This is a genomic window from Pseudorhizobium flavum (assembly GCF_044142885.1).
Classification (GTDB): Bacteria; Pseudomonadota; Alphaproteobacteria; order Rhizobiales; family Rhizobiaceae; genus Neorhizobium; species Neorhizobium flavum.
Genome location: NZ_JBIOKZ010000005.1, coordinates 166056 through 187628 on the forward strand (window position 1 = coordinate 166056; position 21573 = coordinate 187628).

Annotated in this window: 25 protein-coding genes and 1 pseudogene; 8 read left to right on the forward strand and 18 right to left on the reverse strand. The window is 63.3% G+C overall.

All coding sequences use genetic code 11. The features are described from left to right. Nucleotides 1–85: 85 nt before the first annotated feature. The 10 genes from ACEPP2_RS11910 to ACEPP2_RS11955 all read right to left on the reverse strand — a co-directional run bounded on the left by ACEPP2_RS11910 (nt 86) and on the right by ACEPP2_RS11955 (nt 6442). Entirely contained in the window at nt 86–1309 is a 1224-nt protein-coding gene (locus tag ACEPP2_RS11910) for an MFS transporter (protein WP_281977560.1), read from the reverse strand. A gap of 22 nt (nt 1310–1331) precedes the next feature. Further along, nucleotides 1332–1811, reverse strand: coding sequence for a transcription antitermination factor NusB (gene nusB, locus ACEPP2_RS11915; protein ID WP_281977561.1), 480 nt, complete (start codon nt 1809–1811; stop codon nt 1332–1334). Between the two features lie 4 nt (nt 1812–1815). Continuing rightward, nucleotides 1816–2271: a 6,7-dimethyl-8-ribityllumazine synthase gene (ribH, locus tag ACEPP2_RS11920; RefSeq protein WP_395516727.1), complete on the reverse strand. Its 456-nt coding sequence runs from the start codon at nt 2269–2271 to the stop codon at nt 1816–1818. 167 nt (nt 2272–2438) lie between these two features. Then, nucleotides 2439–2789, reverse strand: a complete 351-nt coding sequence (locus tag ACEPP2_RS11925) for a DUF2200 domain-containing protein (RefSeq protein ID WP_281977563.1) — start codon at nt 2787–2789, stop codon at nt 2439–2441. 130 nt (nt 2790–2919) lie between these two features. Further along, a complete protein-coding gene (locus ACEPP2_RS11930; RefSeq protein ID WP_077547889.1) occupies nt 2920–3219 on the reverse strand; it encodes a CcdB family protein in 300 nt (99 codons plus the stop codon). After that, nucleotides 3219–3446: a type II toxin-antitoxin system CcdA family antitoxin gene (locus ACEPP2_RS11935; RefSeq protein ID WP_077547120.1), complete on the reverse strand. Its 228-nt coding sequence runs from the start codon at nt 3444–3446 to the stop codon at nt 3219–3221. The genes ACEPP2_RS11930 and ACEPP2_RS11935 overlap by 1 nt, the downstream gene beginning before the upstream one ends. Before the next feature lie 132 nt (nt 3447–3578). After that, the gene (locus ACEPP2_RS11940) at nt 3579–4472 is read right to left on the reverse strand and encodes a DMT family transporter (protein ID WP_198467643.1); all 894 of its coding nucleotides are present in this window, start codon (nt 4470–4472) and stop codon (nt 3579–3581) included. A gap of 67 nt (nt 4473–4539) precedes the next feature. Then, nucleotides 4540–5079: a hypothetical protein gene (locus ACEPP2_RS11945; protein WP_077547119.1), complete on the reverse strand. Its 540-nt coding sequence runs from the start codon at nt 5077–5079 to the stop codon at nt 4540–4542. Between the two features lie 150 nt (nt 5080–5229). After that, complete coding sequence (rnk, locus tag ACEPP2_RS11950; RefSeq protein ID WP_077547118.1) at nt 5230–5682, reverse strand: nucleoside diphosphate kinase regulator; 453 nt, start codon at nt 5680–5682, stop codon at nt 5230–5232. 292 nt (nt 5683–5974) lie between these two features. Continuing rightward, nucleotides 5975–6442, reverse strand: coding sequence for a group III truncated hemoglobin (locus tag ACEPP2_RS11955; RefSeq protein ID WP_077547117.1), 468 nt, complete (start codon nt 6440–6442; stop codon nt 5975–5977). A gap of 169 nt (nt 6443–6611) precedes the next feature. Here ACEPP2_RS11955 and ACEPP2_RS11960 point away from each other — a divergent pair, with 169 nt between their 5' ends. Then, nucleotides 6612–7268 carry a glutathione S-transferase family protein gene (locus tag ACEPP2_RS11960; protein WP_395516728.1) on the forward strand — a complete coding sequence of 219 codons (657 nt, stop codon included), beginning with the start codon at nt 6612–6614 and terminating at the stop codon, nt 7266–7268. A 15-nt stretch (nt 7269–7283) separates the two neighbouring features. On the opposite strand, the gene ACEPP2_RS11965 is transcribed toward ACEPP2_RS11960, so the two are convergent. The 7 genes from ACEPP2_RS11965 to ACEPP2_RS11995 form a co-directional block, all read right to left on the reverse strand. Continuing rightward, nucleotides 7284–7898, reverse strand: coding sequence for a riboflavin synthase (locus tag ACEPP2_RS11965; RefSeq protein ID WP_395516729.1), 615 nt, complete (start codon nt 7896–7898; stop codon nt 7284–7286). Next, on the reverse strand, nt 7898–8959 hold the full coding sequence (gene ribD / locus ACEPP2_RS11970; protein ID WP_395516730.1) for a bifunctional diaminohydroxyphosphoribosylaminopyrimidine deaminase/5-amino-6-(5-phosphoribosylamino)uracil reductase RibD: 1062 nt from the start codon (nt 8957–8959) through the stop codon (nt 7898–7900). The genes ACEPP2_RS11965 and ribD overlap by 1 nt, the downstream gene beginning before the upstream one ends. A gap of 34 nt (nt 8960–8993) precedes the next feature. Next, nucleotides 8994–9473: a transcriptional regulator NrdR gene (gene nrdR, locus ACEPP2_RS11975; protein WP_052637842.1), complete on the reverse strand. Its 480-nt coding sequence runs from the start codon at nt 9471–9473 to the stop codon at nt 8994–8996. Between the two features lie 16 nt (nt 9474–9489). Then, nucleotides 9490–10779, reverse strand: a complete 1290-nt coding sequence (glyA, locus tag ACEPP2_RS11980) for a serine hydroxymethyltransferase (protein ID WP_395516731.1) — start codon at nt 10777–10779, stop codon at nt 9490–9492. A gap of 166 nt (nt 10780–10945) precedes the next feature. Further along, a complete protein-coding gene (locus ACEPP2_RS11985; RefSeq protein WP_395516732.1) occupies nt 10946–12280 on the reverse strand; it encodes a L,D-transpeptidase family protein in 1335 nt (444 codons plus the stop codon). 298 nt (nt 12281–12578) lie between these two features. Then, entirely contained in the window at nt 12579–13091 is a 513-nt protein-coding gene (ldtR, locus tag ACEPP2_RS11990; RefSeq protein WP_395516733.1) for a transcriptional regulator LdtR, read from the reverse strand. A gap of 238 nt (nt 13092–13329) precedes the next feature. Further along, entirely contained in the window at nt 13330–13761 is a 432-nt protein-coding gene (locus ACEPP2_RS11995; protein WP_152337157.1) for a DUF6163 family protein, read from the reverse strand. 141 nt (nt 13762–13902) lie between these two features. Here ACEPP2_RS11995 and hemB point away from each other — a divergent pair, with 141 nt between their 5' ends. The 6 genes and pseudogenes from hemB (at nt 13903) to ACEPP2_RS12025 (ending at nt 17891) form a co-directional block, all read left to right on the forward strand. Beyond that, nucleotides 13903–14916: a porphobilinogen synthase gene (gene hemB, locus ACEPP2_RS12000; protein WP_395516734.1), complete on the forward strand. Its 1014-nt coding sequence runs from the start codon at nt 13903–13905 to the stop codon at nt 14914–14916. A 71-nt stretch (nt 14917–14987) separates the two neighbouring features. Beyond that, complete coding sequence (locus ACEPP2_RS12005) at nt 14988–15446, forward strand: RDD family protein (protein ID WP_052637837.1); 459 nt, start codon at nt 14988–14990, stop codon at nt 15444–15446. Nucleotides 15447–15580: 134 nt separating this feature from the next. Then, nucleotides 15581–16339, forward strand: a complete 759-nt coding sequence (locus tag ACEPP2_RS12010) for an arginyltransferase (RefSeq protein ID WP_077547110.1) — start codon at nt 15581–15583, stop codon at nt 16337–16339. Nucleotides 16340–16350: 11 nt separating this feature from the next. Further along, nucleotides 16351–17228, forward strand: a pseudogene (locus ACEPP2_RS12015) (DMT family transporter). 55 nt (nt 17229–17283) lie between these two features. Further along, a complete protein-coding gene (locus tag ACEPP2_RS12020) occupies nt 17284–17505 on the forward strand; it encodes an AbrB/MazE/SpoVT family DNA-binding domain-containing protein (protein WP_077547108.1) in 222 nt (73 codons plus the stop codon). Next, on the forward strand, nt 17502–17891 hold the full coding sequence (locus tag ACEPP2_RS12025; RefSeq protein ID WP_395516735.1) for a type II toxin-antitoxin system death-on-curing family toxin: 390 nt from the start codon (nt 17502–17504) through the stop codon (nt 17889–17891). The genes ACEPP2_RS12020 and ACEPP2_RS12025 overlap by 4 nt, the downstream gene beginning before the upstream one ends. On the opposite strand, the gene parC is transcribed toward ACEPP2_RS12025, so the two are convergent. Continuing rightward, nucleotides 17892–20150: a DNA topoisomerase IV subunit A gene (gene parC, locus ACEPP2_RS12030; RefSeq protein WP_395516736.1), complete on the reverse strand. Its 2259-nt coding sequence runs from the start codon at nt 20148–20150 to the stop codon at nt 17892–17894. Nucleotides 20151–20336: 186 nt separating this feature from the next. Here parC and ACEPP2_RS12035 point away from each other — a divergent pair, with 186 nt between their 5' ends. Next, nucleotides 20337–21527, forward strand: coding sequence for a hypothetical protein (locus ACEPP2_RS12035; RefSeq protein ID WP_281977577.1), 1191 nt, complete (start codon nt 20337–20339; stop codon nt 21525–21527). Nucleotides 21528–21573: the final 46 nt, after the last annotated feature.

The following is a 21573-nucleotide window of genomic DNA, read 5'->3' on the forward strand; positions in this document are numbered from 1 at the left end:
CCTCCCAAGGAAACCAAGGGTTGCCATGCGGGAGGGAGATTGCGGCGGAGATGAGGTTGCGTCAAGCCCTAGAAAAGCAAGAGGCTTATGCCGCTTTCGTCGCGGCAGTCCGGCGCATCAGAAGGAAGATGAGCGCGAGGCAGAGGATGGTGACGGGCCAGATGACGAGGTTCATCGCCTCCCAGCCCCAGGCGGTGAAGACCTTGCCCGACGAGAAGGAGGAGAGCGCCACGGTTCCGAAGAGGATGATATCGTGGAAGCCCTGAACCTTGTCGGCCTCATGCGGACGGTAGCTGGAGGCGACGATGGCGGTGGAGCCGATGAAGCCGAAGTTCCAACCGACGCCGAGCAGCACCAGAGCCCCCCAGAAGTTCCAGAGCTCGATGCCCATATGGGCGACGACGGCGCAGGCCATGAGGATGACGAGGCCGGCTGCGACCACCTTCTCCGTGCCCAAGCGGGTGATCAGCATGCCGGTGAAGAAGCTCGGCGCGAACATGGCGAGCACGTGCCACTGGATGCCGAGCGTCGCGAGTTCGGTGGAGAAGCCGCAGCCGATCACCATGGCGAGCGGCGCGCCGGTCATCATGAAGGTCATCAACGCATAGGAGCCGATGCCGCAGACCATGCCGGTGATGAAGCGCTGCGTCAGTACGATCTCCCGGAGCGGGCGCACCGGCGCATCCTCCGCGGTCCTCACCCCCGCCTCCGGCAGCCTCAGCGCCGCAAGGATCAGGATCGCGACGAGGCTGAGCGGGATGAGCGCCACGAAGGCGCCGGCAAAGCCGACGGGCTCGAAGATGTCCTTGAACCAGATCGCCAGCTGTGGCCCGAGAATGGCGGAGACGATGCCGGCGGCGAGGATCCAGGAGATCGCCTTCGGCTTATAGAAGCTCGGCGAGACATCGGCGGCGGCGAAACGGATCTTCTGGGTGAAGCCGCCTGAGACGCCGATCATCATCAGGCCGATGGCAAAGAGCCAGAAATCGCTGCGGAAGAGTGCGACCGCGGCGACCCCTGCCCCGACGGCCCCCATCAACGCGCCGAGCATGAAGCCCGCCTGGCGGCCGAGGAAGCGGGAGGCAATCGCGACAGCGACGGCGCCCAAGGCCACGCCGACATTGAACCCGGTCAATGGAGCTGTGGCGAGCGACTTGTCCTCGCCCAGCATCTGATAGGTGGCAAGGCCACCAAGGGCGAAGGTGAGCGGCGGTGCGGCGCCGAGCAGCGCCTGAACCGTCGACAGCAGGAAGACGTTGCGCTTGGCGGCCTTGAGCTGTCCCTGAAGTCCCTCCACGCTGCCGTCCATCTCCGCCGCCTTTCCTGTCGTGCTATTTTGCCGCCGGGCCGCGAACCTGCTTGGCGATCCGGTCAAGCACCGCATTGACGATCTTCGGCTCCTCGCCCTCGAAGAAGGCCTGGGCGATCTCGACGTATTCGGTGACGATCACCGGGATCGGAACGTCCTTGCGCTCGAGGATCTCGAAGGTGCCGGCGCGCAGGATGGCTCGGAGCGTCGAATCCAGCCGCGACAGTGGCCAGTCGCTCTGCAGGGCCGAGCGCACCACCGGGTCGATCTTCACCTGGTCGCGCACGACGCCGGAGACGATGGAGCGGAACCAGGAGGCGTCCGCCTTCAGGTAGGTATCGCCGTCGAGTTCCTGGCCGAGGCGATGGGCCTCGTATTCCGCGACCACTTCCAGCACGCCGGCGCCGCCGACATCCATCTGGTAGAGCGCCTGCACGGCGGCGAGGCGCGCGGCACCCCGCTGGTTGGCGGGCTTCACCGCCGGTTTTTCGTCGTTCGTCATCGGATCAACCATTCAGCTTCTCGCGCAGCGCGATCATCGCTAGCGCCGCACGTGCGGCAAAGCCGCCCTTGTCCTTGTCGGAGCGGCGCACGCGCGCCCAGGCCTGCTCCTCGTTCTCGACCGTCATGATGCCGTTGCCGATCGCCAGCGATTCCGAGACAGCAAGATCCATCAGGGCGCGGGAGGATTCGTTGGCGACGATATCGAAATGATATGTCTCGCCGCGAATGACCATGCCGAGTGCGACGAAGCCGTCGTAATGGGTGCCATCGTTTTCGGCCGCGTCGAGCGCCATGGCGATGGCTGGCGGGATCTCGAGCGCGCCGGGAACGGTGACCACATCCCAGGTGGCGCCGGCATCCTTCAGCGCCGATGTCGCCCCTTCAAGCAGCGCGTCGGACATGTCGTCATAGAAACGGGCCTCGACGATCAGGAGATGGGGCTTGGACGTGTCGGACATCAGGCTACCTTGGCGCAAAGGGCGTGCAAATCGGGATGGCGCGGGTCAAACCACGGCGGTGGCAGGAAGGCAAGCACTTTTCCCGCATGGCTGCTCCCCGGACCGCGCTGCGCCTGGGCGAAGATGACGGAGACTTCTTCGCTCCGGCATCCGCGAAGCTATGAGCGCTATCGCCGCAGGATCTTGTCCATCGCCTTGCCCTTGGCCAACTCATCGATCAGCTTGTCGAGATAGCGTATCTCGCGCATGGTCGGCTCCTCGATATCCTCGACGCGGATGCCGCAGACGACGCCCTTGATCATGCTGCGCGACGGGTTCATCCGCGGCGCCCTCGAAAAGAACGCCTCGAAGGAGGCTCCTGCCTCCAGTTCCGCCCTCAGGCTCTCGCGATCGTGGCCGGTCAGCCAGCAGATGATTTCGTCGACCTCGCTGCCGGTTCGCCCCTTTCGTTCTGCCTTGGCCACGTAAAGCGGATAGACGCTCGCGACGCTGACGCCATAGACCCTGTGTCGGCTCATGCAGCCCTCCAGGAAGAGTGGGTTTTCAATGCCAAAGTGACTGACGTCCGAAGATTAGCCGAAACGGACGTCCATGTCCTCGGGTCAAGCCCCAGGATGGCGCACGGACGGATGGACAGGCAGGAGCCGATTAGTACCCTTGGAAAAGAAAATCAGTCGCTGCGATTATCTCATCAGCGTAAACGGAGAGATCAGCAATCTTCTCTCTGAGTTCGCTCAGTTCAACGGCGGCTAGCCGCTGCGTCGCCATTACATATGTCTGGTCGCCGATGGCGAATCGAGGGGTAAGCCTGCTAAAGGTCCAGGTCATTTCTGACGCCGGATAGAGTGGAACGACGATCCGCGTCTTCAGGTCATCAAGAAAGCTAGACTGCAGATCAAGCAACAGTAGCGAGTCACTCTTTGAACGAAAGACTTCAAAGCGTGCCATCAAAATTGACGGAATCGGCCTAGCGGCAGACCATGCTTCTCCACGTATTCGTTCTCGATGCGGATAGCCTCGGCATTCTCGATCTTCCAGAGCCGCTCCTTTTCCGCCTTCACTGCGCGTGCAATCCCATCTTCCGCGGCCTCGCTTAGATCAACCTTCAACGCCTGCGCTTCGGAAAGAAGCGCGCCATTGAGTGGTAGGCGGGCCAAGGTACGACTAGCGGCCATGCAATTCTCCTCTGCGGTCTCTCCTAATAATAAGGGGCTCATGCACGGCGACAAGCGGAATGACCCATAGCAATTGTAAGCGTGCCAGGGACAGCCCTGTCATCAAGCGGTCTCGGGGACTCCGTGGGAAGACTAAGCCATCGTCGCCCGGCGCTCGGCCATGACTGCGCGGTAGTTCGAGAACAATATGATGCCGCCGCCGAGGAAGACCCAGAGATCGATGGCTTCGGCATAGGCGTAGTAGCCGACGACGGCGGCCATGGGCACGCGCAGGAAATCGATCGGCATGACGACGGAGGCGTCGAGGCGCTTCAGGGCCTGGGCCTGGCAGTAGTGGGCGGCGAGCGCACCGATGCCGGCAACCAGCATCCACGGGATGTCGGTGAAGCTGACGGGGCGCCAATCGGTGAGCGAGACGAGGAAGCCGAGCGGCAGCTGGATGAGGATCATCCAGACGACGATGGCGCCGGGCGAGACTTCGCGGGTCAGCTGCTTCACGAGGATCAGCGACAGGCCGTAACCGGCGGCGGCGATCAGCACCAGCCCGGCGGCAGGATCGACCATGCCGAGGCCGGGGCGGACGATGACGAGGACGCCGATGAAGCCGCCGATGGTGGCTAGGATGCGCGGCGTCGTCAGCCTTTCCTTCAGGAACAGGAAAGCGAAGAAGGCGACCCAGATCGGCATGGTGAATTCGAGCGCGAAGACCGAGGCGAGCGGCAGCAGCACGATACCGATCGTCCAGAGATATTGGGCGAAGAAGTGCACCACATTGCGCAGGACGTGCAGCCGGACCATCTTCAGCCCGCGTAATTCCGGCAGCAGCGCTCGCCCGAGCGCGAGGATGACGAAGAGGCCGACGAGGGCGCGGAAGAAGAGCACCTGCTGGATGGAGAGGGTCGCCGCCAGTTCGCGGGAGCCAACCGACATGCCGATGAAGGAGGCCATGCTGAGCCCCATCCAGACGAGCCCCTGCGCAAAGTCGGTGGAGCGCGTGCCTTGCGCCGGGGTGAGGTTGGTAGACATGCTGTTCCTTCTTACTCTCATGGAACCGCGGGCCTTCCCGGCCCGCGTCACGCCAGGCTGGCGCGGCTCAAGCGGCCGACGGGCCCGGGTCGTCAAAACCGTCCGACATGACTGGGACGGGGCGGCGCACGTCCTTCATGCCGCCGGACACCACGCGAAGCAACGGCTTGTGCTGCGTGGAAGCGGGCTCGCTCTTTGAAGCCATGCGCTCTCGCCGTGCCGCCTCGGGCTGATATTCCACCTTCTCGAGTACGATCCGCTCCTCGCGTCCGTCGGTATTGTCCACAACTGCCTCCTGACCTTCGGAAAGCCCGAGCAAGGCCAAGCCTCTCGGCGTGGTGATCGGCAGGAACATGCCGACCGGCGCCTCGACCTGGCCGGTCGAGAGAACCCGAGTGTCGGTCGCACCGCCATCGACTCGGAAGGTGACGCGGCTGTTGACGCTCGCCACCCCTTCCGGCAGGTCCTGGCGGAAGACGACGATCGCAGCATAGAGCTTGCGGCGGATATGCGGGACGAGCAGGTCCGGCCGGACCCGCGGGTTGTCGGACATGGCTTCCAGTATGGTGAAATCCTTCGTGGTGAGGATGATGTTGTCCTTGGACATATCGCAGTTCTCCTTTGCTCCGGGGGGGAGCGCGCACATTTGAACATGAACGGGAGATCCCCTGCCCGCGCGAAACGCGGTGCAGGGGCAACTATCCTGCGATGAGGCAGCCTCCGTAGAGCGAGAGGCGGCAAGGCGGCAGAACGCGGATCATGATGCCGGCCGCAGCTCCGCTGGGGCGGTAGAGGCCGCCTGGCTTTCCGCCGGCACCTGCACGGTCTCTACGGTGAGGCGATGGACGCGGCCGTCTCGCGCCGTCCAGTCGATCGAGTGGCCGGCGGACAGCCCGATCAGGGCCGCACCTATGGGGGTGAGGATAGAGATCTTGCCGGCCGCGATATCGGCTTCGCCCGGAAAGACGAGCGTGACGGTGCGGTCCTCGCCGAGGTCGCTGGTGAAGCGCAAGGTCGAGCCCATGCGCACGACATCCGTATCGATCTTGCCGTCCTGCACGACCCGTGCGCGGTCCAGTTCGGCCAGAAGTTCTTCGGATACGTCGGGATTGCGATCGGCATGCGCCTCGGCGAGACGCGACAGCCGCTCGTGATCCGACTGGGTGACGATGATGGCCGGCTTGCGGCGTGTGTTCTTGTTGGGAGCCATTGCTGGATCCTCGCTGACTTGTACGCAGGCGAGATTGCGCTGCGGTGACTGTTGATGTGGAAAACTGACTGTCGCCCCCAAGGGCAGGCTTCGACCGGATTTCGCGGAAAAGCTGCCTATGCGCCCCACGGCCGGGGCGCGACGCGACCGAGCCGGGGGTCAGGTGCCTGCGATGAGGCACACCCGCTTGAGACGGTTATGGAGGCGGTCAGTCAACATGGCTCGAACATGGACCCTGCGGGCATGGAAGTCAAGCAAAGGCCACTTTGCGCGGGCGGCCGCCGAGGATCGATCAGCTTCGGCGCAGGGCCGGATCGTCGAGTGCGGGATTGTAGAAAAGCGACAGCGTCAGGCTCCTGGCAATGCGCTCGGCGGTCGCCATGAACCAGGCCTTGGCTTCCTCGCTAGGCGCAATGTCATCGAGGGTGTCAGCAAACAACGACAGCCATTGCGGAAAGAGGTCCGGCGTCATGTTCGCAACGCCCATATGGGCCTGGACAGGCTTGCCGCCATAGGCACCGGTGCGGAAGGCGACTGAGGACCAGAAGGCCTTCATCTTCTCCATGTGCTGCGGCCAGCGGCCTGCAAGGCGCGCATCGAAGACCGGGCCGAGCTCGGGATGGGCAAGCACGCGGCCGTAGAAGGTATCGACGAGCTTCGCGATGAAGGCTTCGTCGACGCCGATCGCCTTCATCTCAGCGGCGGCACGCTCGCGGATGGCGGCGGAGTGGGCCGCCCTGGCATTGAGATCGGGATGCATGACTACGGGTCCTGTCTATTGCACTCTACATAGGCGATGCTGTGGCAATTGCGAAGGTGGGCGCCACGGTTGCGACGAGATGCCCCGGCGGGATTGCCCCTCGCCGATGGCGCCGGATGTCGGAATGCGTCCTCGCCGGCCGTCTTCAGGGAAACCACAGGAGGCGGGGATGAGCATCACCATCACGGCATTCGAAAACTCACCCGATCGCGGGCAGGGTCACGCCCGCGACATGCGGGTGCGCTGGGCGCTCGAAGAGGCAGGGTTACCATACGAGATTCGCCTGCTGTCGTTTCAGGCGATGAAGGAGCCGGCGCATCTGGCGCTCCAGCCATTCGGGCAAATCCCGACCTATGAAGAGCACGGGCTTGCCCTGTTTGAAACCGGAGCGATCGTGCTGCATATCGCCGAGCACCATCCGGGGCTCTTGCCGGAGGATCCGGAGGCCCGTGCACGGGCGATCAGCTGGATGTTTGCGGCGCTCAGCACCATGGAGCCGGTGATCGTCGAGCGCGAGATGGCGGGGTACCTGGAGGGCGACCGGAACTGGTACCAGGAGCGCCTCGGCATGGTGGAAGACCGCATCCGCCGGCGCCTTGGCCAGCTTTCCGCCCGGCTGAGTGATGCCGACTGGCTGGACGGCGCGTTCAGCGCGGCGGATATCCTGATGGTGACCGTGCTGCGGCGGCTGGAGGGCGCGGGGCTTCTGGAGGAATATCCGAACCTTGCGGCCTATGTGGCGCGCGGTCAGGCGCGTCCCGCCTACCGGCGCGCTTTTGAGGCACAACGGGCGGTGTTTATGGCTGGAGCGAACAACGGAAGATGAGGCCGTTCGGTGGTGTCAGCCCTTCACCGGAAATTCCGCCAGCCGTGCGGCGTAGCGCGCCATGGTGTCGACCTCGAAGTTGACGAAATCGCCGGGCTTGCGATCGCCCCAAGTGGTGACGGCGAGCGTGTGGCGGATGAGGAGTACATCGAAATCGACGCCGTCGACGGCGTTGACGGTGAGCGAGGTGCCGTCCAGCGCAACCGAACCCTTCGGCGCGACGAAACGGGCGAGTGCCTCGGGAGCCCGCAGGCGGATGCGCACCGCCTCGCCTTCCGGCTCGACCGAGAGGATCTCGGCCTTGCCGTCGACATGGCCGGAGACGATGTGGCCACCGAGTTCATCGCCGATCTTCAGCGCCCGTTCCAGGTTGACGCGCGTGCCCTCGCTCCAGCCAGCGATGGTCGTGAGCCTGAGCGCCTCCTCCCAGGCCTCGACTTCGAACCAGCGGGCATTCTCCCCCTCGCCCGGCAGCGCCGTCACGGTGAGGCAGACGCCGGAATGGGCGATGGAGGCGCCGATCTCGATGGTCCTCGGGTCATATGCGGTAGCGATCCTCAGCCGCACGCCCTCATCCATCGGCGTGACGCTGGAAACCGTGCCGACATCGGTGACGATACCCGTGAACATCAGGAAAACCTTTCGTAGTCGAAGAGCCGATCAGGCCCGAACGTATATTCGCGCTGGAGGCGGAAGCCGTTCGGCATATCGGCACGCGTGAGCGGCGATGCAAGGCCACCCTCGCCCACAGTGGCTGCGCCTTCGAAGAGGAGGATGCGGTCGACGAGGCCGGCTGCAAGAAAGCCCTGGACGACGCGGGCGCCACCCTCGACCAGCAGCGAGGAGATGCCGCGGGCAGCGAGGCCCGAGAGGAAGGTGCCGAGTGTCTCGGCTTCAAGCAGCCCGACGCCGGCATCGGCGAGCGCGGCGCGGCGCGCGTTCAGCTCAGATGACGCCGCGGGACCAGCAATGGACGCCACGAGCACCGGCACGTTGTTAGCCGATCGCACGAGCTTTGAGATCGGCGGCAGTTCCATCCGGCGATCCAGTACAATGCGGAGCGGTGAGCGGGCTTCGAGACCGGGCGTTCGGCAGGTGAGTTCGGGATCGTCGGCGAGCGCTGTGCCGATGCCGACGAGGATGGCGTCCATCTCGGCACGCAGCACATGCACCTGGGCGCGGGCGGCGAGACCGGTGATGGCGATTTGGCCCTCGCCTCTCCTGCCGATCATGCCGTCCGCCGAAACCGCAAGCTTCAGAGTCACTTGCGGCCGGCCCCTCGTCTGGCGCATGAGATAGGCGGCGAGGGTCCTGCGTCCCTCCTCCTCCAGGACGCCGCTTTCCACCGTGATGCCGGCATCGCGCAGGATGGCAAGGCCGCGCCCGGAAACGCGGGGATCGGGATCGGTCAGCGAGACGACGACGCGGGCAACGCCGGCGGCGGTGATGGCATCGGCACAGGGCGGGGTCTTGCCGTGGTGCGAGCAGGGCTCGAGCGTGACGTAGAGGGTCGCCCCCCTTGCCTTCTCGCCGGCTTCGGAGAGCGCCTGCGTTTCCGCATGGGGCCGGCCGTCAGGTGCGGTCACGGCGCGGCCGACGATCGCGCCATCCTTCACGACAAGTGCGGCAACAGAGGGATTGGTGGCGGTCAGCCCGGTGTGCCAGCGCGACAGCCGCATGGCAGCCGCCATGTATCGCCGGTCCTGTGGCGTCACGCTCACGGGATCAGGGCTCGAGCCCGGGATCGCGGGCGATCTTGGCGTTGATCTCCTCGATCACCTTCTCGAAGTCCTCCGCATGGGAGAAATCCCGGTAAACCGAGGCGTAGCGGACGAAGGCGACGTCATCGAGGCTCTTCAATGCCTCCAGCACCTGCAGGCCGATCTGTTCGGATGAGATCTCCGTCTCCCCCGAGCTTTCCAGCCGACGGACGATACCGGAGACGGCCCGCTCGATCCGATCGCCGTCGACCGGCCGCTTGCGCAGCGCGATCTGGAAGGAGCGCACCAGCTTGTCGCGGTCAAAGGGCACCTTGCGACCGGTTTTCTTCAAGACCATCAGCTCGCGCAGTTGCACCCGCTCGAAGGTGGTGAAGCGTCCGCCGCAATCGGGGCAGATGCGCCGCCGGCGGATGGAGGTATTATCCTCCGCCGGGCGCGAATCCTTGACCTGAGTGTCTTCAGAACCGCAATAGGGGCAGCGCATTCCCGCTCCTTCAGCTTCACATATAGGGGTACATCGGGAAGCGGTCGGTCAGCGCCACGACCTTCTCGCGTACCGCCGCCTCGACCGCGGCATTGCCCTCGTCGGAATTGGCCGCCTTCAGGCCGTCGAGGACTTCGACGATCAGGTTGCCGATCTCGGTGAACTCACCCTCCTTGAAGCCGCGCGTCGTACCCGCCGGGGTACCCAGACGGATGCCGGAAGTGACGAAGGGCTTTTCCGGATCGAAAGGAATGCCGTTCTTGTTGCAGGTGATGTAGCCGCGCCCAAGTGCCGCCTCCGCGCGCTTGCCGGTGGCGTTCTTCTTGCGCAGGTCGACCAGCATCAGGTGGTTGTCGGTACCGCCGGAGACGATGTCGAGTCCGCCCTTGACCAGGGTCTCGGAGAGCACCTTGGCGTTCCTGACGATCTGCGCGGCGTAATCCTTGAATTCCGGCTTCAGTGCCTCGCCGAAGGCGACGGCCTTGGCGGCGATGACATGCATCAGCGGGCCGCCCTGGAGGCCGGGGAAGACGGCGGAGTTGAACTTCTTCGCCAGATCCTCGTCATTCGTCAGGATCATGCCGCCACGCGGGCCGCGCAGAGACTTATGGGTCGTCGTGGTGGCGACATGGCAATGCGGGAACGGCGACGGATGCACGCCGCCCGCGACCAGGCCGGCAATATGGGCCATGTCGACCATGAGATAGGCGCCGACAGAATCGGCGATCTCGCGGAAACGCTTCCAGTCCCAGATGCGCGAATAGGCGGTGCCGCCGGCGATGATCAGCTTCGGCTTGTGCTCCTCGGCCTTGCGGGCGACTTCATCCATGTCGAGTTGGTGGTCGTCCTCGCGCACGCCGTAGGAGACGACGTTGAACCATTTGCCGGACATGTTCACCGGCGATCCGTGGGTCAGGTGACCGCCGGAATTCAGGTCAAGACCCATGAATGTGTCGCCCGGCTGCAGGAGCGCCAGGAACACGGCCTGGTTCATCTGCGAACCGGAATTCGGCTGGACGTTGGCGAAGTTGACGCCGAAGAGCTTCTTGGCCCGCTCGATCGCCAGTTCCTCGGCGATGTCCACGAACTGGCAGCCGCCGTAATAGCGCTTGCCGGGATACCCCTCGGCATACTTGTTGGTCATGATCGAGCCCTGAGCTTCGAGCACGGCACGGGAGACGATGTTCTCGGAGGCGATCAGCTCTATCTCGTGGCGCTGGCGACCAAGCTCCTTCTCGATCGCGCCAAAGATCTCCGGATCGGATTCGGCAAGCGGGCGGGAGAAGAAGGCGTCGGTATTCGACATGGGCAGGGCTCCTCAGGAGGTCGGGATGCTTGTGCCCCCGCGTCTTAACGGGTGGCCCGGACTTCGGCAATACGGCGCAGGTGATTTGAAGTGTCGCGCCGCTGTTCCTAAGACGCGAAAAGCCGCGGCAACCGGCCGCGGCTTCAAGTGTCTCCAGATGCGCAGCTTACTGCGGCAGGAAGTCTTCTTCGCTGATCGGCCCCGCGGATTGCTCGACACCGGTCGTCGTCTGCAGCGCAAGCTCGGTCGCACCATCCATCTGGTAAATGTCGTCGCGGAACTGGGCCACACCGTCGGATGCCGACCAGGCGCTGATGTAGACGATGTAGATCGGAATCTCCTCGGCCAGCTTGATCGGCGTGTTGACGCGGCTGGCAATCACCCGCTCCATGTTCTGCCGGTCCCACCCCTGGGTTTCCCTGAGCAGCCAGGTCGTCAGGTCACGGACGTTCTGGGCACGAATGCAGCCTGAGGATTCGAACCGCATCAACTTGTTGAACAGGCCCTGTTGCGGCGTGTCGTGCATGTATTCGTTGTGCGGATTGTGGAAGTTGATCTTCGTGGAGGACATGGCGTTGATCTTGCCCGGGTCCTGGCGGAACATCAGGTTCGGTGCCTTTGGCGCGTTCCAGTCCACCGTCTCCGGCGCCACCTCGTTGCCGTTACCGTCAAACAGGCGGATGTTGTTGCGCGTCAGGTAGGTAGGATCCTTGCGCATCAGCGGGACGATGTCCTTCTCGATGATCGAGCGTGGGGCCGTCCAATAGGGATTGAGGATGACTTCGTAGATCTTCGAGTTGATGACATGGGTCGGACGGTCGATCTTGCCGACGACGGCCGTATTGCGGAGCGCGACGCGGCCATTCTCCACCGCTTCGATGTAGGCGGCGGGGATATTGACCATGACATAGCGACGACCGAGATCCGCAGAGGACATGGACTGCAGGCGCACGAGGTTGGTTTCGAGCTGGTGCAGGCGTGTCGCGGCGGGCACGTTCATCGCCTTGACGGTGAACTCGCCCATGACGCCGTCGGCCGGGAGGCCATGGCGAGCCTGGAAGCGCTTCACGGCGCCGTCGACATAGGAATCGAACGCTGCCGACATGCCGGCGGACTGCGGAAGATCTCCCGAGATCATCAACCGCTGGCGCAGCTGATGCACGGACGGGTCGACGGCTCCGAGGCGAAGCGTCTGCGTCGGATTGACCTCCGGCCAACCGCCATTCGCAACGATCATCTGGTAGTTCATGATCGCCTGCTGGATGTTGCCCGGTGCATGGGGACCGAGAACCGGATTGTGCGTGGCGACGGCAGCCACCGTGCGCGAGCTGCCCTTGGCATCGAACTGATCGTCCCAGGTCCCGCGGCGTGGGGCTGCGATCAGGTGATCGATCGCCGTCTGGGCGAGTGCCGGCGCGGCAAGCGCCGCTGCGCCGAACGTTGCAGCCGAGCGCAGGAGCATCCGGCGAGAAACCTGTTCCGATCCGATCTTCTTCGACATCATCCTACCCATCTCATCCCGCAGCTGCCGTTCAGACCTAGCGGTACATGGTTAACAAAGGCGCAAATTGCGCAGCCGGCGACGACCCCAATGGGTGATTCCAGTCCCAGCGACCCGATAGCGCGGATCACACGGCAATATGGCCAATTCGTGTCTCGGCGAAGGCCACCGGGCGATGACAGCGATGACAAGGTCGTGACGGGCGATGGGGGCAGAGCGCTGTGGTTTTCCGGCAACGCAAAAACCGGCCGCGCAGGGACGCGTCCGGTTTTGATGGCGACTGGAGGAGTGTCGCGGATCAGAGGCGGTAGGCGATGGTATCGTTCCAGAAGCGGTCGAGGCGCTGCAGGAGCTTGTTCATCTGGGCGAACTCGCCCTCGCCGATGCCGCCGACCTTCTCGATCGAGCCAATATGGCGCTCGTAGAGCTTGGCGACGGTTTCGGCGATCTCCTGGCCTTCCTCGGTCAGGCTGATGCGAACCGACCGGCGGTCGATGCGGGAGCGCTGGTGGTTGATGAAGCCGAGGTCGACCAGCTTCTTGACGTTGTAGGAGACGTTCGAGCCGAGGCAGTAGCCCCGCGAGCGAAGCTCACCGGCCGAGAGTTCCGAATTGCCGATGTTGAAAAGCAGCAGCGCCTGGACTGCGTTGATGTCGTCACGGCCCTGGCGGTCGAACTCGTCCTTGATGACATCGAGAAGGCGGCGGTGGAGACGCTCGACCAGGTGAAGGGATTCTAGGTAGAGCGAGCGGATTGCATCTTCGCGGGTTTCGGCAGCGACGGCTGCCTGCGGCTTCAGCTTCGTGTTCATGTTGTCTGCCTCACTGTTTTGCTTGGCGGTGTTTGTTGTCTTCCCGCCTTGTGAGTGAGACTATCGAATGCCCATAAAATTCGACTTAAAACACATACTTAACAAGCGCTTACCCGGCACTCGTCGATTGCGGCCGAGACAAGGCAGCATCCGTCGCGACGCAGATCGCTCCATAAAAATCAATAGATTAGGTCCGAAATTCATTAAAATCGGAAGCTTGAAAGCTTTCGAACGAGGGTTAACGGGGGGTTACCTGCTCCGCCCTGCGCCGGTCTTCCAGCCAGAAAGCGATGCGGAAGAGCAGATAGAGAAGCGCGACGACCGCGTGGAAAAGCAGGACGAAGACGTTCGCGCCGAAAATATCCGCCCACAGATTGTACATCAGAAACTGGATGATCGCCGCCAGCGCATAGAGGACCGGCCCCCACGAGACGGCAAGCCAGAGACCGAGGGAGGCTACCGGAAACAGCACTGCGAGGCTTGGCGCGGCCACCTGCCACGGAAGGGACAGCAGATCGAATCGTCCGCGACCGTCGAGGGTGTATCCCACCAACATCGCCCAATACTGCAGGCCGAACCAGAAGCAGGTCATGGCGACGATACGGAGAAACAGGACGAACAGGATCTGCGTCAGCGTCCGCTTCGGCACTGTGGGTGAATCAGGTTCCATGGCGCCACATTACCCGGCGTGCGTTGCAGCCGCCAGCCGCAAGAAGCCAGACGCAAGCGGGGCGCGTCGATCTGGCCATTCGCAATCATCCTCCGGGATGGTAAGTGGCATGACATCACGAAAAGACAGCGAGGCATCTCCATGACCGACAAGACGCATCTGGTGGACCAGATCACCGGCCACCGTCGCATGCGGCGAAACCGCAAGGCGGACTGGACGCGACGCATGGTGCAGGAGAACCGGCTGACCGTCGATGATCTGATCTGGCCGATCTTCCTCGTGCCGGGCACCGGCATCATTGATCCCATCGCCGCCATGCCGGGCGTCAACCGGATGAGCGTCGACAAAGCGGTGGAGGCGGTGAAGGAGGCGGCCGACCTCGGCATCCCCGCGATCGCGACCTTCCCCGACATCGAGATGGAATTGCGCGACGAGACAGGCTCCCAGAGCCTCGCCGCGGACAACCTCATCAACCGGGCAACGGCGGCGATCAAGAAGGCGGTCCCGAACATCGGCATCATCACCGACGTGGCGCTCGACCCATTCACGAGCCACGGCCACGACGGCATCCTGCGCGACGGTGTCATCGTCAACGACGAAACGGTCGACCAGATCGTGCGTGCGGCGGTGATGCAGGCCGATGCGGGCGCCGACATCATCGCGCCGTCGGACATGATGGACGGCCGGATCGGCGCCATCCGCCGGGGGCTCGATGCCGCCGGCCATCAGGATATTGGCATTATGTCCTACGCCACGAAGTTCGCCTCGGGCTTCTACGGTCCCTATCGCGAGGCGATCAATACCGGCGGTCTGCTGAAGGGCGACAAGAACAGCTATTACATCAGCCCGGCGAACGGCACGGAAGCGTTGCGCGATGCCGCACTCGACGTCGAGGAAGGCGCCGACATGCTGATGGTGAAGCCGGGCCTCGCCTATCTCGACATCTGCTGGCGCATCAAGGAAGCGTTCGGACTTCCCACCTTCGCCTACCAGGTCTCAGGGGAATACACGCAGATCAAGGCGGCGGCGATGAACGGCTGGATCGACGGCGACCGGATCATGATGGAGACCCTGCTCTGCTTCAAGCGCGCCGGCTGCGACGGCATTATCAGCTATTTCTCGCTGGAAGTGGCGCGGAAGCTCGCAAAGGGGTGACGGAGGAGCTGCGCTTGCACCAGCGGCGGAGACCTCCCATATGCTTTATCACCTAACCGGAGACAAAGCCGATGAGCCTCGACCCGACCCCGACCTACACCGCGCCGGACGACTGGCGCGCCTATAGCGGCGTGCTGTCACGGCGGGCCTTCGCCTTCGTGATCGACTACGCCATCGTGCTGCTGCTGTGCATTCCAGCCGCGGTGATCGTCTTCTTCCTTGGCATCATCACGCTCGGCCTTGGCTTCTTTCTCTATCCGGCGCTCTTCGTCATCGTCGCGCTTCTCTATTTCGGCATGACGCTCGGCGGCCCCAACCAGGCAACGCCCGGCATGCGGGCCATGGGTGTAGCCATGATGCGGCTCGACGGCCGTCGGATGGATTTTCTGACCGCCATGGTCCACACGGTGCTGTTCTGGATCATCAATTCGGTGCTGACGCCGCTCATCCTGCTTGCGGGCCTATTCACCGAGCGGTCGCGGCTCGTCCATGACATGCTGCTGGGCACCGTCATCGTCCGTACCGACTGACCGGGTCCATCAACACCTTATCGCACGGCGCCCGGAGCAACCACTTCAGGCGCTGTTGACGTTTTCCCAATCTGCGCCATGGTATGGCTGTTACGGCATCATCTGGAAGCCAGGACGGAACCAATCGCGCCGCGATGAATACTCAGACCACGCCTTCCCCGCAGTTCTACCTGACAGCCCCGGCGACCTGTCCCTACCTTCCGGGTCAGATGGAGCGCAAGGTGTTCACCCACCTGGTCGGGCCGCGGGCGGCGGAGATGAACGACCTCCTGACCCAGGGCGGCTTCCGGCGATCCCAGAACATCGCCTATCGCCCCGCCTGCGAGACCTGCCGGGCCTGTATTTCCGTTCGCATCCTCGCCGACGAATTCCAGCCCGGGCGGACGATGCGGCGCGTGCTCGCCGCCAATGCCGACGTGGTGTCGACGCTCCTGCCGGCGCAACCGTCGACCGAGCAGTTTTCGCTCTTCCGGCGATACCTCGACGACCGCCACCAGAGGGGCGGCATGTCGGACATGTCGGCGCTCGACTATGCGATCATGGTCGAGGACACGCATGTCAACACACGCATCATTGAGTACCGCAAGCGTGAGCCGGGAGCGGGTATCGGCGAGCGGAAGGGTGAACTGCTGGCAGTCGCGTTGACAGACACGATGAGCGACGGCCTGTCCATGGTCTATTCCTTCTTCAACACACGTCTTGCCAAGCGCTCGCTCGGCACCTTCATGATCCTCGATCACATCAGCCGCACGCAGGCGCTCGGCCTGCCGCATGTCTATCTCGGCTACTGGGTGAAGGGATCGAGCAAAATGGGCTACAAGACGCGCTTTCAGCCGCAGGAACACCTGACGCCGCGCGGCTGGGAACGCTTCGACCCCGCCACCGACATCTGAAGACCCATCCCATGAATGATCACCAGAAGGGCCTTGCCCTGACCACCCTCGGCGGGCTTGCGCTCTCCTTTGACGTCCCGCTCGTCAAGCTCGGACAGGGCGAGGTGTGGTCGGTCATCGCGCTGCGCAGCGTGATGACGTTTGCAGCGGGCATGACGATTTGGCTCCTGCTGCGCTTCTTCTCGAAGAAGCGCCCGGTGCTCGTGCCCGGCAAGGCGGGCGTGCTTGCCGGCCTGTGCTACGGGATTTCGACAATGACCTTCCTTGGCGCCGTCTTCAACACCGCGACGGCCAATGTCGTCTTCATCGTCGCCTTCACCCCGATGTTCGCGGCCCTGTTCTGCTGGCTGGCCTGAAGGAGGTGCCTTCATTCTCCACGATCGTGACCATGAGCGTGATGGTTGCGGGTGTGGCTCTGATCGTCGCGGGTGGGCTGGAGGCTGGCGGGTTGTTCGGTGACGGGCTTGCGCTTTCGACGTCGGCCTTGCTCGCCGGCGCCATCACGATCGGCCGCAAGAGCGGGCGCGACATGGGTTTCGTCCCGCTGGTGGCGACGGTTATCCCGGCATTGGTCGGGCTCGTCTTCGTGGCGCAGCAGGGTTTCGCCGTCGCTGCGCCGGTCTGGGTGATCTTCGACGGCGCCGTGATGATCCCCCTCGCCTTCTGGTGCCTCGCGACCGGCCCGCGTTATCTCAGCGGCCCCGAGGTCGGCATGTTCTACCTGCTGGAGACTATCCTCGCACCGGTCTGGGTGTGGATCGTATTCTCCGAAGTTCCGGCAGCGCAAGCGCTTGTCGGAGGTGCTATCCTCGTGATGGCGCTGGTAGCGCATTCGGTGTGGCAGATGCGGCTGATGCGCCTAGGAAAAGAGGCCGGCTTGCTCGCTTGATTGCCAGCACATCAACCCTCATGTTATAACCTCGTTACAACACAAGGGCTCAACCATGAACGCCACAATTCGTAAGATCGGCAATTCCGAGGGCATCATCATCCCCAAGGACGTGCTGGATCGTCTCGGACTGAAGGCGGGGGATACCGTCGAAATTCGGGAAGAAGGGGGCAGCATTTCCCTGGTACCGGAGCAACCCGACCTTGCCGAGCAACTGAAGGCTGCCCGTGTGGGCATGCAAAAATATAAGGTTGCCCTCCGAGAACTGGCGAAGTGACAACTGTGAAATGGCTATCGCGGCCAGCAATCGAGATCATCCATTGCGAGCAGTTGGCGGAACATGGGGGACTGCCGGGCATCCGAGATGAAAACGCGCTTGAGGCGGCATTGGCACGCCCTCTCCACAAGAACAACTACGGCGAAGAGGATCTCTTTTGCTTGGCCGCAGCTTACTTATGCGGTTTTGCGCGCGGTCACGCGTTCGCAGACGGCAATAAGCGGACCGCCTACCTTGCTGCCTTCACCTTCCTGCTCATCAACGGATACCTGATCGAAGCGACGCAGGCGGAAATCGTCGCCTTCGTCCTCGCCGTCACTGCAGGTGAGATCGACGAGGAAGGTGCGACGGGCTTTCTGCGCGATCACACCGTCCGCTACCCCTGATTATCCCGCGAACTTGCCGCTGCGGGGGAAGCCCTTTGGCACCAGGCGGCCGGCAGAGGCGCGGTCGCCCAGCCATTCCACCAGTTCGTCCTTCGTCTTCGTGAAGACGCGGCCGGCCGAATCCTCCCAGGTAAGGCCTTGGTCCATGGCAAAGCACTTCACGTCAGAAATGCCGCCGTCCTTGTAGCGCTGCAGGCGCACGCCCTTGCCGCGGGTCATTTCCGGCAGTTGCAAGAGCGGGAAGACAAGCATCTTGCGGTTCTCCCCGACCGCCGCGACGTGATCGCCGGACACCGGCACGACGAGCTTTGCCTCGTCCGGCATACCAACATTCATGATCTGCTTGCCCTTGCGGGTATTGGCGACCATTTCGCTTTCTGCCACCACGAAGCCGTTGCCGGCAGTCGAGGCAAGGATCAGCTTGCGCGACGGGTCGTGGACGAAGGCAGCCAGGATGTCCTGGTCGTTCTCCATGTCCACCATGATGCGGACCGGCTCGCCATGGCCGCGGCCGCCCGGCAGCTTGTCGGCTCCGAGCGTGTAGGCCTTGCCTCCGGTGGTGACGAGCAGCAGTTTGTCCGTAGTTTGGGCCGGGAAGGCGAGCTTCAGCGCATCACCTTCCTTGAAGGTGAGCGACGAGGTGTCGCCGATATGGCCCTTCAGCGCACGGATCCAGCCCTTCTGCGAGAGGACGACCGTCACCGGCTCCTTCTCAATCATCGCCTGCTGGATGGCGTCAACGTCCGCTTCCGGAGCTTCGGCGAACTGCGTGCGCCGGCGGCCAAGCTCGGTTGCCTTGGCGAACTTCTTCTTGACGTCCTGGATCTCGACTTCCACCACCCGCCACAGCTTGTCATCGGAGGCGAGCAGCGCCTCGATGTCGGCCTTCTCCTGGGTGAGTTCATCGAACTCCTTGCGGATCTCGAACTCCTCCAACTTGCGCAGGTTGCGCAGGCGCATGTTGAGGATGGCTTCGGCCTGGATGTCCGTGAGATCCCATTTGGCAATCATCACCGGCTTCGGCTCGTCTTCCTCGCGGATGATGCGGATCACCTCGTCGAGGTTGAGATAGGCGATCAGCAGGCCGCCGAGGATTTCCAGCCGCCGGTCGATCGCGGCAAGCCGGAATTTCGAGCGCCGGATGAGGACGGTCTTGCGGTGGTCCAGCCATTCCAGCAGGATCTCGTTCAACGCCATGACCTTGGGCACCTTGCCCATGGACAGGACGTTCATGTTGAGCGGGAAGCGGTTTTCCAGATCGGTCAGTCGGAAGAGCGATTCCATCAGCAGCGTGGCGTCCACCGTGCGGCTCTTCGGCACGAGCACGATACGGACATCCTCGGCGGATTCGTCCCGGACATCCTCAAGCAGCGGCAGCTTGCGGGCGATGAGGAGCTCAGCGATCTTCTCGATCAGCCGCGACTTCTGCACCTGATAGGGGATTTCGGTGACGACGATCTGGTAGCCGCCGCGACCAAGGTCCTCCGTCTCCCACTTCGCCCGCACGCGAAAGCCGCCGCGACCGGTCTTGTAGGACTCGATGATGGACTCGCGGCTATCGATAATGATGCCGCCGGTCGGCATGTCCGGGCCGGGAACGAATTCAACGAGCTTCTCGACGGTCGCATCCCGATGCTTGATCAAGTGGAGTGCTGCGTCGCAGAGTTCATGGGCGTTGTGGGGCGGGATGGACGTCGCCATGCCGACCGCGATGCCGGAGGCGCCGTTGGCAAGAAGGTTCGGGAAGGCCGCCGGCAGGACGACGGGTTCCTCGTCCTCCTCGTTGTAGGTCGGGCGAAAGTCGACGGCATCCTGGTCGATCCCCTCGAGGAGAAGAGCTGCCACCTCGGTCATGCGCGCCTCGGTGTACCGATAGGCGGCCGCACTGTCGCCGTCGATATTGCCGAAGTTGCCCTGCCCGTCGACGACCGGGTATCGCTGCGAGAAATCCTGCGCCAGGCGCACCAGGGCGTCATAGACCGACTGGTCGCCATGTGGGTGGAACTTACCGATGACGTCGCCGACGATGCGGGCGCATTTCTTGAAAGCCGAGTTGGGACGGATGCCCATTTCGCTCATTGCATGGATGATGCGACGATGCACCGGCTTCAGGCCGTCCCGGACGTCCGGAAGCGCGCGATGCATGATCGTCGACAGTGCATAGGCGAGATAGCGCTCTTCGAGTGCCGCCTTCAGGTCGACCGGAAGGATATGGTCGCCGCCCTCGCCGTCTGACGGCGGTGTAAGATTTTGTCCCATGGGGCCTTGACTAGCGGAAAGCCCGATTCCCGGCAAGAAATACAGGACATGCGCCTGTGGATGACGGCACAGACACGGCGCTTCCACCACTGTCGGCGGGGAACAAAAACCATGGACGTTTCTTCGCTGCCTCGTATAACAGGCAAAACGGAACGCTACGGGCAGATGCCTACAGGAGGATTGACGATGTCTTATGCAGGCACGATGCGGGCTCTGGCAGCCGGCGGCGCTTTGATGATGATGGCAGGGCCTGCATTTTCGCTTGACGGAACAGACCTGATGGCGAAGCTGAATGCGGCCATGGGCATGCCGGGCGCTCCGCTCGCTGCCCAGACAATCGACGTGCGCGGGTCCACAGTGACCCTGCGCGGCGCCACCTATAAGCCGGTCGAGGCCGACCCCGCCATCACGCTTGGGGACATCACCCTCGAGGGCGTCGAGGAAGACAATGGCGGCTACTTCATAGAGACCGTGGCCTTTCCCGATGTGACCGCGACGGAAGACAAGACCACTGTCACGATCTCAGACATATCGATGAGCGGCGTGACCGTCCCCGCCACGGCCACGGGCGATAGCCTGGACTCCGTCCTTCTCTATGAGGAAGCGTCTACCGGACCGATGAAGGTCACTGTCGACGGAAAGACCGTATTCTCGGTCGCCTCGTCCAGTTCCGCCACCGATGTTGCCGAAGACCAGTCCGCGGTCGGATTTGCGATCGAAGTCGACGGCATTGAAGCCGATCTGTCGACGGTCGAGGATGCCAAGTCCCGTGAGGCTCTCCAGTCGCTCGGGATGACGAAGCTTTCGGGGACCATGAGCCTGTCGGGAAGCTGGCAGGCAGAAGAAGGTGTGGTCGATCTCGAAGAATATGTCTTCGATTTCGCCAATGTCGGCAAGCTCTCGATGGCCCTCAGCTTCTCCGGCTACACCATGGACTTCGTGCGTGCTGCGCAGCAGGCGTCACAGGCCATGGAAGCGAACGCCGGCAAGGAGGCGCAGGATGCCGCGAGCCTTGCGATGCTCGGCCTGATGCAGCGACTGACCTTCAACAGTGCCGAGATCAGCTTCCAGGATGCCGGCATCACCAGCCGGGCGCTCGACTATGCCGGCAAGGAACAGGGCGTCTCGGGTGAGAACATGGCCCAGATGCTGAAGGCGATGACGCCGATGATGCTCGCCCAGTACAATGTGCCGAAGCTGCAGAACATGGTGACGGAAGCCGTCAACACCTATCTCGACAACCCCGGCAACCTGACAATCTCGGCCGAGCCCGAAAACCCGGTCCCCTTCCCGATGATCATGGGCGCTGCCATGGGAGCGCCGAACACGCTTCCGGACGTGCTGGGCGTGACGGTGGAGGCAAACCGGAGACAGTAGTGGCAGAACAGGCCGCCATCAGGGATACGGCGGCGTGGGAGGCCAA

What these genes read in the sequence shown, in the direction of transcription:
- nusB (WP_281977561.1), bottom strand. Translation starts at nt 1,811, where the DNA reads ATGACGAACGACGAAAAACCGGCGGTGAAGCCCGCCAACCAGCGGGGT.
- ACEPP2_RS11960 (WP_395516728.1), top strand. Translation starts at nt 6,612, where the DNA reads ATGAGCATCACCATCACGGCATTCGAAAACTCACCCGATCGCGGGCAG.
- ACEPP2_RS11965 (WP_395516729.1), bottom strand. Translation starts at nt 7,898, where the DNA reads ATGTTCACGGGTATCGTCACCGATGTCGGCACGGTTTCCAGCGTCACG.
- ACEPP2_RS12020 (WP_077547108.1), top strand. Translation starts at nt 17,284, where the DNA reads ATGAACGCCACAATTCGTAAGATCGGCAATTCCGAGGGCATCATCATC.
- ACEPP2_RS11925 (WP_281977563.1), bottom strand. Translation starts at nt 2,789, where the DNA reads ATGAGCCGACACAGGGTCTATGGCGTCAGCGTCGCGAGCGTCTATCCG.
- ACEPP2_RS11985 (WP_395516732.1), bottom strand. Translation starts at nt 12,280, where the DNA reads ATGTCGAAGAAGATCGGATCGGAACAGGTTTCTCGCCGGATGCTCCTG.
- ACEPP2_RS12035 (WP_281977577.1), top strand. Translation starts at nt 20,337, where the DNA reads ATGTCTTATGCAGGCACGATGCGGGCTCTGGCAGCCGGCGGCGCTTTG.
- ACEPP2_RS12010 (WP_077547110.1), top strand. Translation starts at nt 15,581, where the DNA reads ATGAATACTCAGACCACGCCTTCCCCGCAGTTCTACCTGACAGCCCCG.
- ldtR (WP_395516733.1), bottom strand. Translation starts at nt 13,091, where the DNA reads ATGAACACGAAGCTGAAGCCGCAGGCAGCCGTCGCTGCCGAAACCCGC.
- ACEPP2_RS11930 (WP_077547889.1), bottom strand. Translation starts at nt 3,219, where the DNA reads ATGGCACGCTTTGAAGTCTTTCGTTCAAAGAGTGACTCGCTACTGTTG.
- ribH (WP_395516727.1), bottom strand. Translation starts at nt 2,271, where the DNA reads ATGTCCGACACGTCCAAGCCCCATCTCCTGATCGTCGAGGCCCGTTTC.
- ACEPP2_RS11940 (WP_198467643.1), bottom strand. Translation starts at nt 4,472, where the DNA reads ATGTCTACCAACCTCACCCCGGCGCAAGGCACGCGCTCCACCGACTTT.
- glyA (WP_395516731.1), bottom strand. Translation starts at nt 10,779, where the DNA reads ATGTCGAATACCGACGCCTTCTTCTCCCGCCCGCTTGCCGAATCCGAT.
- ribD (WP_395516730.1), bottom strand. Translation starts at nt 8,959, where the DNA reads ATGGCGGCTGCCATGCGGCTGTCGCGCTGGCACACCGGGCTGACCGCC.
- ACEPP2_RS11935 (WP_077547120.1), bottom strand. Translation starts at nt 3,446, where the DNA reads ATGGCCGCTAGTCGTACCTTGGCCCGCCTACCACTCAATGGCGCGCTT.
- ACEPP2_RS11945 (WP_077547119.1), bottom strand. Translation starts at nt 5,079, where the DNA reads ATGTCCAAGGACAACATCATCCTCACCACGAAGGATTTCACCATACTG.
- nrdR (WP_052637842.1), bottom strand. Translation starts at nt 9,473, where the DNA reads ATGCGCTGCCCCTATTGCGGTTCTGAAGACACTCAGGTCAAGGATTCG.
- ACEPP2_RS11910 (WP_281977560.1), bottom strand. Translation starts at nt 1,309, where the DNA reads ATGGACGGCAGCGTGGAGGGACTTCAGGGACAGCTCAAGGCCGCCAAG.
- ACEPP2_RS12005 (WP_052637837.1), top strand. Translation starts at nt 14,988, where the DNA reads ATGAGCCTCGACCCGACCCCGACCTACACCGCGCCGGACGACTGGCGC.
- ACEPP2_RS11995 (WP_152337157.1), bottom strand. Translation starts at nt 13,761, where the DNA reads ATGGAACCTGATTCACCCACAGTGCCGAAGCGGACGCTGACGCAGATC.
- hemB (WP_395516734.1), top strand. Translation starts at nt 13,903, where the DNA reads ATGACCGACAAGACGCATCTGGTGGACCAGATCACCGGCCACCGTCGC.
- rnk (WP_077547118.1), bottom strand. Translation starts at nt 5,682, where the DNA reads ATGGCTCCCAACAAGAACACACGCCGCAAGCCGGCCATCATCGTCACC.
- ACEPP2_RS11955 (WP_077547117.1), bottom strand. Translation starts at nt 6,442, where the DNA reads ATGCATCCCGATCTCAATGCCAGGGCGGCCCACTCCGCCGCCATCCGC.
- parC (WP_395516736.1), bottom strand. Translation starts at nt 20,150, where the DNA reads ATGGGACAAAATCTTACACCGCCGTCAGACGGCGAGGGCGGCGACCAT.